8 protein-coding genes are annotated in these 10,407 nt (G+C 72.6%); 1 reads left to right on the forward strand and 7 read right to left on the reverse strand.

Going from position 1 to position 10,407, the window contains the following annotated elements:
• Window positions 1-11: 11 nt before the first annotated feature.
• The 7 genes from E1212_RS28270 to E1212_RS28300 form a co-directional block, all read right to left on the reverse strand.
• Window positions 12-830: an alpha/beta fold hydrolase gene (locus E1212_RS28270; RefSeq protein ID WP_203417357.1), complete on the reverse strand. Its 819-nt coding sequence runs from the start codon at window positions 828-830 to the stop codon at window positions 12-14.
• A gap of 158 nt (window positions 831-988) precedes the next feature.
• A complete protein-coding gene (locus tag E1212_RS28275) occupies window positions 989-2,314 on the reverse strand; it encodes a glycoside hydrolase family 36 protein (protein ID WP_131988752.1) in 1,326 nt (441 codons plus the stop codon).
• A 31-nt stretch (window positions 2,315-2,345) separates the two neighbouring features.
• Window positions 2,346-3,182: a carbohydrate ABC transporter permease gene (locus E1212_RS28280; protein WP_131988754.1), complete on the reverse strand. Its 837-nt coding sequence runs from the start codon at window positions 3,180-3,182 to the stop codon at window positions 2,346-2,348.
• Complete coding sequence (locus tag E1212_RS28285; RefSeq protein ID WP_131988756.1) at window positions 3,175-4,116, reverse strand: carbohydrate ABC transporter permease; 942 nt, start codon at window positions 4,114-4,116, stop codon at window positions 3,175-3,177. The genes E1212_RS28280 and E1212_RS28285 overlap by 8 nt, the downstream gene beginning before the upstream one ends.
• A 7-nt stretch (window positions 4,117-4,123) precedes the next feature.
• The gene (locus tag E1212_RS28290) at window positions 4,124-5,428 is read right to left on the reverse strand and encodes an ABC transporter substrate-binding protein (RefSeq protein WP_203417358.1); all 1,305 of its coding nucleotides are present in this window, start codon (window positions 5,426-5,428) and stop codon (window positions 4,124-4,126) included.
• A gap of 34 nt (window positions 5,429-5,462) precedes the next feature.
• A complete protein-coding gene (locus E1212_RS28295) occupies window positions 5,463-7,958 on the reverse strand; it encodes an NPCBM/NEW2 domain-containing protein (protein ID WP_162605665.1) in 2,496 nt (831 codons plus the stop codon).
• Window positions 7,951-9,186, reverse strand: a complete 1,236-nt coding sequence (locus tag E1212_RS28300) for an ROK family transcriptional regulator (protein ID WP_203417359.1) — start codon at window positions 9,184-9,186, stop codon at window positions 7,951-7,953. The genes E1212_RS28295 and E1212_RS28300 overlap by 8 nt, the downstream gene beginning before the upstream one ends.
• A 64-nt stretch (window positions 9,187-9,250) precedes the next feature.
• On the opposite strand from E1212_RS28300, the gene E1212_RS28305 reads away from it, so the two are divergent.
• Window positions 9,251-10,126, forward strand: a complete 876-nt coding sequence (locus E1212_RS28305; protein ID WP_131988760.1) for an AraC family transcriptional regulator — start codon at window positions 9,251-9,253, stop codon at window positions 10,124-10,126.
• The last annotated feature ends 281 nt before the right edge of the window (window positions 10,127-10,407 follow it).

Here is a 10,407-nt window from a genome sequence, read left to right on the forward strand (position 1 = left end):
GGGCGGGCCGGTCAGGCGGCGGGGCGGTAGAACTCGGCCAGCTTCGGGCCGAGCACACGGCCGGGTCGGCGACGTGGCCGGCGACCTCGACGGTGAGCCGCCGGGCATCGGGCAGCGCGGCCGCCGCGGCGTCGGCGGCCGCGCCGAAGATGTCGACCGGCAGCCCGGCCGAGTGCGGGTCCACCGTCGCGCCGGTCGGGCAGCACCGGCTGCGCGACCTTGGCCAGCCGGTCCGCGGGCGGCGGGCCGTCGCCGAGACAGGCCGCGTCGTAGCGCAGGGTCGGCGCGAGCTCGCGCAGCGCCGGCCAGACCGGCGCGGCTTCCGCCCCCGCGATGTCCTCCTCCGACGAGCCGGCCAGCCGCATGAACCGCCGCAACGCCTCGTCGCGATCGCCGCGGCCCAGCGCGGCGTCGAGGTCGGCGACGTAGTGGCGCCACGCCGCGGTCATCTCGTCGCCCAGCAGGTACGGGACCTCGTGGACGGCGATCCGCTCGGCCGGCAGTCCCGCGGCCGCCGCCTCGAGTGCCAGCGCCGCGCCCGAGGACGCGCCGAACAGATGCGGGCGCCCGCCGGCTGCGGTCGCGTCGATCACCGCGGCGAGGTCCTCGACCTCCCGCTCGACTGCGTACGGCTCGGTGTCGCCGCTGTCGCCCCGGCCGCGGCGCCGGTAGTTGACGACGGCGAACCCCGCGGCGGCGAGGTGCTCGCCCAGCGACACGTTCTCGGCGCCGTCGTCGAGCCCGCCGCCGACGAGGACCAGCGCCGGCCCGTCGTCACTGAGCCGGTCGTAGCCGATGGTGGTGCCGTCGGCCGAGGTCACGTGCGGCATGGGTCCTCCCGGAGTCCGCGATACTCCTCAATCCAGGCGGCCTCGGTGACGGGGTTGAGCCCGGACACACTGGTGGTGGACGGCCGCCCCGCCCCATGATCATCAACCTTTGGGACTGCCCTGACAGCCGAGAAGGTTGATGATCACGGGATGTCGGGTCAGCGGACGAGCAACCGCCGCGTCGTCTCGAGACCCCAGTCGTCGAGGCCGAGGAGGCGGTCGCTGCTGACGACGGCGCCGCCCACCTTCTCGACGTGTGCGGCCCAGGTCTCGCGGTTCTCGACCTTCGGCCCGACGATGAGGCAGTCGGGGTCGTTGGCGAAGAACACGCCGTTCATGAACTGCCGTCCCTCGGCAGAGAGGACGGCCGCCTGCTGGCTGGGCGAGCACATGTCGCCGTCGTCGGGCTCCAGCGTGTGGCCGGTGTCGGCGCTGACGCGGATGGAGTCGACCAGGCCGACGGACGGTAGGACGGGTGCTCCGCAGCCCAGGATGTGCGCGTCCGGCCCGACGGCGTCACGGATCAGCTGAAGGCCGTCCCGGTAGGCCGTCACCGCATCGGCCCCGGACGCCCTCTCACCCGGGATCGCCCCCGCCGCGACGAAGTCGATCTTGAAATAGTCGATCCCCCACGACGCGAACGTCGAGAAGACCGTGTGCATCCACTCGGCGGCACCCGGGTGCGACAGGTCGACCGAGTAGAGGTCCTGGTTCCAGTTGTTCCCGGCGTGCAGAAGGCCGCCGTGCGGGTGGCGCAGCAGCCAGTCCGGGTGCTCGTCGGCCAGCCGGGACCGGGCGCCGGCGAAGAACGGGGCCAGCCAGATGCCGGCCCGGCGGCCCTCGCCGCGGATCTTCTCGACCAGGCCGCGGAGATCGGTGAAGGTCGACGACGGCGTCAGCCAGTCGCCGATCTCGGCGGAGTAGCCGTCGTCGATCTGCACGACGTCGATCGGCAGGTCGAGCGTGCGCATCGCCTCGAGGTTCTCGACGACGTCGCTCTCGCGGACGTCGCCCCAGTACTCGTACCAGGAGCACCACGCCGTCGGCGCCGGCTTCGCGGCCGGAAGGCCGGCTGCGGTGACGGCGTCAGCGGCCCATCTCCGCAGCGCGTGTTGCACGTCGGACCCATCGACGACGGTGACGGTCACCGGCCCGTCCGCCCCCACGACGACCGCGCCGCCGTCGGAGACCGCCTGCACCCGCACCCCCGTCGTGAACGGGTCGGCCGCGGCCACGACGTGGACGGAACCGGCGCCGTCGGCGACCGCCAGCACCCCCTCGCTGAAGTACCCGTCGCGGCCGGGGTGCGACGCCTGCCGGTAGTTGAGCATCCGGTTGCGCTCGGACGTCGGCCGGTGCGGCCGGACGCCGAGCGGGTAGGTGGTCGTCGGGCTGAAGGACTGCCAGCCGTGCTCGAAGACCTCGGCCCCGTCGGAGGAGGCGGTCAGCTCGTGCACGACGTCGAAACCTGGCGAGAGAGGCATGAAGAGAGAACCTTCGTCGTAGAGAGGGCGGTCAGGCCTTGATTCCGGACATCGCGATGCCGCGGATGAACTGTTTCTGCAGCAGGACGAAGACCAGCACCATGGGCAGGATCGTCAGCAGTGAGCCCGCCATCAGGACGGGGTAGTCGGTGCCCTGGGCGCCCTGCAGGGTGGCCAGCCCGACCGGCAGCGTCATCCGCTCCGGGATGGTGTTGACGATCAGCGGCCAGAGCAGGTCGTTCCAGGAGAACAGCGAGGTCAGGATGGTCAGCGCGGCCAGCGCCGGCCGGCACAGCGGCAGGATGATCCGCAGGTAGATCTGCCACGGGTTGGCGCCGTCGATCCGCGCCGCCTCGTCCAGCTCCGGCGGCAGCGTCCGCATGAACTGGTACAGCACGAAGACGCCGAACGCGCTGAACCCACCGGGCAGCGCCAGCGCCTGCACCGAGTTCAGCCAGCCCATCGTCCGGATCACCTCGTACTGCGGGATCACGAACAGCTGCGGCGGCACCATCAGCACGATCAGGAAGCAGGCGAGCAGCGGGCCGCGGAACCGGAACCGCAGCCGCGCGAACACGTACGCCGCCAGCGACGCGATCAGCAGCTGGGCGACGACGCGCAGCACCAGCGCGAGCACGCTGTTCACCGCCATCGAGCCGACCGGCACCACGTCGAAGAACGCCGAGTAGTTCGACCACTGCGGCGACGACGGCAGCACCGTCGGCGGGATCCGGGTCGACTCCCCCAGCGTCTTGATCGACGTCAGGAACTGCCAGACGAACGGCGACACCATGAGCAGCGCGCCGGCCATCAGCACGACGTGCGTCATCAGGTGCCGGGACGAGCGCACCCCGGAAGACTCACGCATAGGTCACCCACCGTCGCTGCAGGCGGAACTGCACGGCCGTCACCGCGAGCGTCACCACCAGGGTGACCAGCGCGATCACTGCGCCGAGCGGGCGGTCGTTGCGCACGAACGCCTCCTCGTAGAACAGGTAGACGATCGTCTTGGAGTCGGCCAGCGCCGGGTTCGTGCGGCCGAGCATGATGAACAGCAGGTCGAACATCTGCAGCGACCCGATCACCGACAGCACCGACACCAGGAAGATCGACGGCGTCAGCAGCGGCACCGTCACGGAGAAGAACCGCCGGATCGGCCCGGCGCCGTCGAGCATCGCCGCCTCCTCCAGCGTCTCCGGCACGGCCTCGAGGCCGGCGGCCAGGATGATGAGGTTGGTGCCCAGCGCCATCCAGATGCCGACGGCGGCGACGGCGTACAGCGCGGTGTCGGGGTCGGCCACCCAGGCCCGGGTCGGCCCGCCGACGGAGTCGAGCACCTCGTTGAGCAGCCCGAAGTCGCCGTTGTAGATGTAGCGCCAGACCATCGCGACGGCCACCGGCATCGTCACGACGGGGACGAAGTACAGCGTCCGGTAGAACGAGCGGCCGCGCAGCCCGCGCTGGTGCAGCAGGGCGGCGACGACCATGGCGATCGGCACGCCGAGCAGCACGATCGCCGCGTACACCAGCGTGTTGAGCAGCGCCCGCCAGATGTCGTCGCCCTCGAACAGCTGCTGCCAGTTCTGCGGCCCGCTCAGCGTGTAGCCGGTGAACGCCGTGCCCTCGGAGAAGCTGAGCAGCACCGTCCGCAGCAGCGGCCAGAGGTAGAAGATCACCAGTCCGCCGAACGGCACGGCGAGCAGGATCGCCGCCCAGACGTCGTCCGGGTGCCGGTTCGGCCGGCGGCGCGGGGCCGGCGGCGCGGGAGGCGCCGCCGAACCCTTCGTCCGCGTGAGAGTCATCGCAGCGTCAGCCCTGGTTCTCCTGGGCCAGCGCCTCGTTCATCGCGCCGGCCAGGCCGGCGGCCGCCTCCTCGACGGTCTGCTCGCCGGTCCAGGCCGGGGTGAGGAACTCGCCCTCGCGGCTGGCCCAGGCGTCGGTGTTGCGCGACACCGGGAGCACGACGCCGTTCTCGGCCTGGTCGAGGAACGCCTGCAGGTTGAACTGCGGGAACGCGTCGACGAAGGCCTGCTGGGTGCCGTCGTAGGAGCCGATGACGGTGCCGGTCTCGCTGGAGATCCGCGAGGCCTCCTCACCGCTGAGGAACACGGCGAGGCGGGCGGCCTCCTCCGGGTGCTCGGTCGAGGCCAGCGCCACGTTGCCGATGCCGTTGATGATGGTCGCCTCCTGGGCGCCGCCCGGCAGCTCGGTGACGTCGAAGTTCTCCGACGAGTACGGGTCGTTGGCGAACCGGATCGCGTAGAACGAGCCCGTGGTGAGCATGGCCAGCCGGCCGGACATGAACTGGGCGACCGACTCGGTGTCGGCGAACGACTCCAGCGTCGGCGACACGTGGTGCACGTTGATCAGGTCGGTCCAGAACTTGATGCCCTCGATCGCCTCGGGGCTGTCGTAGCCCGACGTCGTGCCGTCTTCAGAGATGACCTCGCCGCCGGCCTGGTAGATCGTGTTGTAGTACGTGGCCTGCGGGTCCATGGGCGCGCCGATGCCGTAGACGCTGCCGTCGGGCTTGGTCAGCGCCTGGGCGTTGGTGATGACGTCGTCCCAGGTCCAGTCCGGCGTCGGGTAGGCCACGCCGGCCTCGTCGAACAGCGCCTTGTTGTACCAGAGGCCGATGGTGTCGAAGTCCTTGGGCAGCGCGTACGTGGTGCCGTCGTCGACGAACAGGTCGACCAGCTGCTCCGGGTACTTCTCGATGTCGAGGCCGGACTCCTCGAACGCGTCGTCCAGCGGCAGCAGCACGCCGCCGTCGATGTACTGGCCGATCTTCGCGCCGAGCATCCAGGCGACGTCCGGGCCGGTGCCGCCGGCGGTCGAGGTCTGCAGCGTGCTCCAGTAGTCGGTCCACGGGATGATCTGGATCTCGACCGTGACGCCCGGGTTCTGCTCCTCGAAGACGTCGAGGATCTCGCGGATGGCCGGCTCCTGGTCGGGCGAGAACGTCGCGAAGGTCAGGTTCACCTCTTCGGCGCTGTCGCCACCGCTGTCGCCGTCGCCGGAGCCGCCGGCCGAGGCGCCGTTGTCGCCGCACGCGGCCAGCGTCAGGACGGCCGCCGCGGCCATCAGGCCGAGCAGGGTCTTCGTCGACTTCATCGTCGTACCTCTCGTTCGTGTGGGAGAGCGTGATTCAGGTCAGGGGGAGCACGTGCGGGTCGATCCAGTCCACGTGCGCCGGCTCGGCGCCGGCGGGCGGTGGCTGCACGACCAGCCGCAGCCGGGTGATGCCGGTGAGGTCCACGTCCAGCTCGCGCGCGGGTTCGCCGTGCGCGACCTCGACGGTGGACAGGACGCGCCCGTCGCCGACGACGGCGCAGGTCGCCGTCGTGCCGGCCGGGCTCTCGTCGTCGACGCCGACGGACGCGGTGAGCCGCGCCGCCGTGCCGTCGAGCACCCAGGTGACGTCCGCCGGGGCGCAGACGCCGAGTCCCCTGGGATGGTGGACACCGGCCACGGACATCGGCCGGCCGTCGGCGGGGTTGCCCTCGCCGTTGGACATGTCGCGCTCGACCGGCCCGCTGCCGTTGACGGCGGCGACGGGGGTGAGCGCGACGAGCGACGCGGGCTGGTCGCCGAGGGGAGTCACGACGCGCACGTGCGCGAGGGTGGAACGACGGGGTCCGATCGGCTCGCCGGCGTGGACGGCCAGGACGGCGACGTGGCCGGGCTCGGTGTCCGCGGGGACGGTGACCGACCAGACGCCGTCGCGGACCGGGCGCGGCGCGTCCCAGCCCGGCGGCACGACGAGGTGCGCCTCGGCGCCGGTGACGACGGCGGCGATCTCGACCGGCTCGCCGGGGACGCCGCGCACGATCGGGTCGGCGACGGCGACAGCTGCCGGTCGCCGCTGTAGTGGCGCGGGCGCCGCGCCGGGCGGGGCGAGCAGGACGAGCGCGCCGCCGCGGGGCCGCAGGGTGACGTCGACGGTGTCCGCGGCGGTCACCGAGCGGGTCGCCTGGGTGAGCCGGTCGCCGTCGTCGTCGGTGATGATGGTGGCGCCGTACTCCGCGCCGGGCTCCAGCCCGAGCGAGCCGAGGTCGACGGTGACGGCCTTCGGCTCGGTCAGCGCGGACAGCGCCCCGACGAACCACTCCGTGCCGGAGCGGCGGGCCAGCACGACGTACTCCCCCGGCCGCCCGGCCAGCAGCCGGGTCTCGTCCCAGTGCGCCCGGATCCGCTCGATGGCGGCCTCGGCGATGGGCCGCTTGGCGTACTCGTCGATCTCGTCGGCGTAGTTCAGCAGGCCCGACTCGAGCACCAGGGCCAGTGCGAGCTCGTGCGCCTCGGTGGTCAGCCGGGCGGCGGCCGAGAAGGTCACCGGCGTGTAGTCGGCCGACCCGACGACATTGCGGGTGAACGGGACGATGGTGTTGTGCTCGGGCGTCAGCGGCTCGCTGTAGAAGACGTAATACTCCGCGCCGCGGACCGCCTCGTAGCTCATGACGTGCGGGTACGTGCGCGACCACCCGCGCGGGATGACCGAGCCGTGGAAGTTGATCATCAAGCCGACTCGGGCGCACTCGGCGATGACCTCGTCGTACCAGCGGTAGCGCTCCTGCGCCTCGGACTCCATGAAGTCGACCTTGACGCCGGCGATGCCCCACGACGCCCACTCGGCGAGCTTGCGCCGCTGCTCCGGCGTCGCGAGGTGGTCCCAGACGACCCAGACGAAGACGCCGACGCCCCGCTCGCTGGCGGCCGACACCAGCTCGGGCATCCAGACGCCGTCCCAGCCGCAGTCGACCAGCACGTACTCCCAGCCGCGGGCGGCGGCGTAGTCGAGCATGCGCAGCTGCTTGGACAGGTGCGCGCCGCTGTAGAAGTCCGACCACCACGACCACGCCGCCCGGCCGGGCCGCGCCCAGGCGGGCACGACCCCGCCGGCGACCGGCGGCGCGAGATCGTCGACCAGGTGCGACGCGACGACGGTGCCGAGGTCGCCCACGATGACGACTCGCCACGGCGTCGCCACGCTGTCGCCGTCGAGCACGACGTCGGCCGCCAGCGTGACGGTGAGCGCGCCGCCGCCGTCGTACCGGGCGAAGGAGCCGCCGTAGCGCCCGTCCAGGTCGGCCTCGGTGACCAGCGCGAACCTGTCGTCCGCCAGCTCGACGAGGAACGGGAAGCCGTAGTCGCCGGGCTCCAGCGCGTCCAGCGTGCTGGTGAACCGCGTGGTCTCGTACCAGGGCGTGTAGGTGAGCGGCCAGACCGCGGCCGTCGCCGGGAAGCGCAGCCCCGCATCGCCGCCGGTCACCGTCGTGCCGGCCAGGCCGCCGAGCACGAACCGGAAGGCGACGCCGTCGGGCCCGGCCCGTAGCACGACGGCGACCTCGCCGCCGCCGGCAGCGCCGAACCGGACGGTGCGCTCGCGGTGGTCGACCGCGTGCGGGCCGACCCGCTTGCCGACGACGAGCTCGTACTCCTCGTGGACCTGCCGAGCCGAGTCGCCCAGGTAGGTCGCGCCCGACAGCAGGTCGCGGCCCTCGCCGGTGTGCAGGTGCAGCGGCGCGGGCGCGGTGACCTGGACGCCGTCGTGCAGCGCGGTCCAGGTGAGGCGGCCGCGGAACCACGTGAGCGCGATGGTGGTGGCGCCGTGGGACACGGACCAGGTGGAGGACTCAGACACGACGGACCCCTGGGCGGCGGCGCACGTCGGCGGTGACGCGCTGGCGGGACGGGAAGACGAGCTCCTGGATGGCGACCGCGGCGGCACCGCGGGCCCACTCCTCGAACGGCAGGTCGCGCACGTGGATGGGCACCTGGTGGGCGGCGCCGAACGCCTGCTCCGCGAACGCCTCGCGGATGGCGGTCTCGAACAGGTCGTAGCTGGACACGCCCTCACCGGCGACGATGACGCGTTCCGGGCCGAGCAGGTTGGCCACCGACGCCAGCGCCAGCCCGATGAGCCGGCCGGCCCGGGCGAAGATCGCACGGACCGCCTCGTCGCCGGAGCGGGCCAGCTCGACGGCGGTCTCGATGGTGAGGTCGTCGAGGCCGGTGACGGCGCGGCAGCGCTCCAGCAGCGCCGTCGTCGACGCCTCGGCCTCCACGCAGCCGTGCCCGCCGCAGTGGCAGTGGACGGCGGGATCGCCGAGCGGCAGGTGGCCGATCTCGCCCGCGACGCTGTGCGCGCCGCGGACCAGGCCGCCGTCGACCACGATCGCGCAGCCGATGCCCGTGCCGATGGTGACGACGGCGAAGTTCGTGATGCCGCGGCCGAGACCGAACCACTGCTCGGCGACGGTGAGCGCCTTGACGTCGTTCTCGACCACGACGGGGGCGCCGACGGCGTTGCTGACGGCGGTGCCGAGGTCGACGTCGCGCCAGCCGAGGAACGGCGAGTAGCGGACATAGCCGGTGTCGTGGTCGATGTCGCCGGAGAGGCTCAGCCCGAGGTCGTGCGGCGCGACGACGAAGCCGACCTCCTCGGCGCGGGCGACGAGCTCGCGGTGGAACGCGGCGATGGCGGCGACCGCGGCGTCGACGGAGTTGTCGACCAGCGGGCGGCGTTCGGACACCCGCGGCGCGCCGGCCAGGTCGCAGACCATGCCGATGAGCTCGTCGCGGCGCACGATGATGCCGAACGACCCGGTCTGCCGGGCGTGCACCCGCAGCGGGCTGCTGGGCCGGCCCATGCGGGTCTCGTCGCCGTTGGTGGACTGCGGCTGGTCCGGTGCGTACTCGAGATAGCCCTCGTCGATCAGCAGCTTCGCCACCCGGGTGACGGCGGCCGACGACAGCCCGGTCTCGCGGGCGATGTCGACGCGGGCGATGGGCCCGGCGGTCAACGCGGTGAGGAAGACGGCGCCCTCGGCCGGAGTTCCCTCGACCGGGCCGCCTCGCTGGATCGGCACGGCACCGACGCTACGGAGACTTAATAAACTTTGTCAAGTATGTAACTCGTGCCCTACTCGATGTGTGCCAGCCCGCGACGGTCTACGCCAGCAGCGGCTGTACGCCGTGCCGCGGCGGCAGGTCACGGCGGCGCTCGGCGCGCCGGTCACGCGGCGGCTCGTGGTCACCGACGCCGGCTACTCCCCCGCCCCGGCCGGGTTCATGGCGGAACGGCCGGAGGGGTCGCGGCAGACCCTGGTGGCCGTCTGCGCCGCAGGCAGCGGCTGGGCCGCCGTCGGCGGGAGCCGGCATCGCATCGGGGCCGGCGCGGCTCTGGTCGTCCCGGCCGCGACGCCGCACGCCTACGGCGGGTCGCCGTCGTCGCCCTGGACCGTGTGGTGGTGTCACCTGCGCGGCAGCGACGTCCCCGAGCTGGTCGAGGCGTTGGGCGGGCCGGTGGTGCCGATCCGCCGGCTCGACCGCGCGGTGGCACTGGCCGACGAGATCGTGGCCCGGCTCGCCCGCGACGACGACGGCGGCCCGGCGCGGCTGGTCGGGGTGTCCGGAGCGGCGTGGAAGCTGATGACGCAGCTGATCGCGGACCGGTCGGCCGGCCCCGCCGCCGACGACCCGCTCGAGCGGGCCATGGCCTACCTCGCGTCGCGGCTCGACGGCAGCGTGCGGGTGCCGGAACTGGCCGCCCTGGTGGGCGTGTCGCCGTCGCACCTGACGGCGCTGTTCCGGCGCGCCACCGGCGGCGGGGTGCACGCCTACCAGACGACGCTGCGCATGGAGCGGGCCCGGCTGCTGCTGACGACGACGGAGGCCTCGGTCAGTGAGATCGCCCGCGACGTCGGCTACGGCGACCCGTTCCACTTCTCGCGCCAGTTCCGCCAGGCCCACGCCATGAGCCCGACCGACTACCGCCGCTCTCCGCCGGATGGTTCGCCGGGGTGTTGAGGTGGGCTCCCTGTCCCCTGTTGCCCATTCTCTTTGACCCCGGGCCACTCGCCTACCGCCGCTCTTCGCCGGATGGTTCGCCGGGGTGATGGGGTTCGCCGGGGTGTTGAGGTGGGCTCCCCGTCCCCCTTGCTGCCCATTCTCTTAACCCCGGCCACCCGCCTCAAGCCGGCGCCCTCTGTGGTTGCTTGACCCTGTGCTTGCGGGGCTTCGGCTTGACCCGGGCACCCGGGGCCTAAGAACGGGCAGCTATCAGGGGGACGGGGAGCCCACCTCAACAC

Source organism: Jiangella ureilytica (genome assembly GCF_004348545.1).
Classification (GTDB): domain Bacteria; phylum Actinomycetota; class Actinomycetes; order Jiangellales; family Jiangellaceae; genus Jiangella; species Jiangella ureilytica.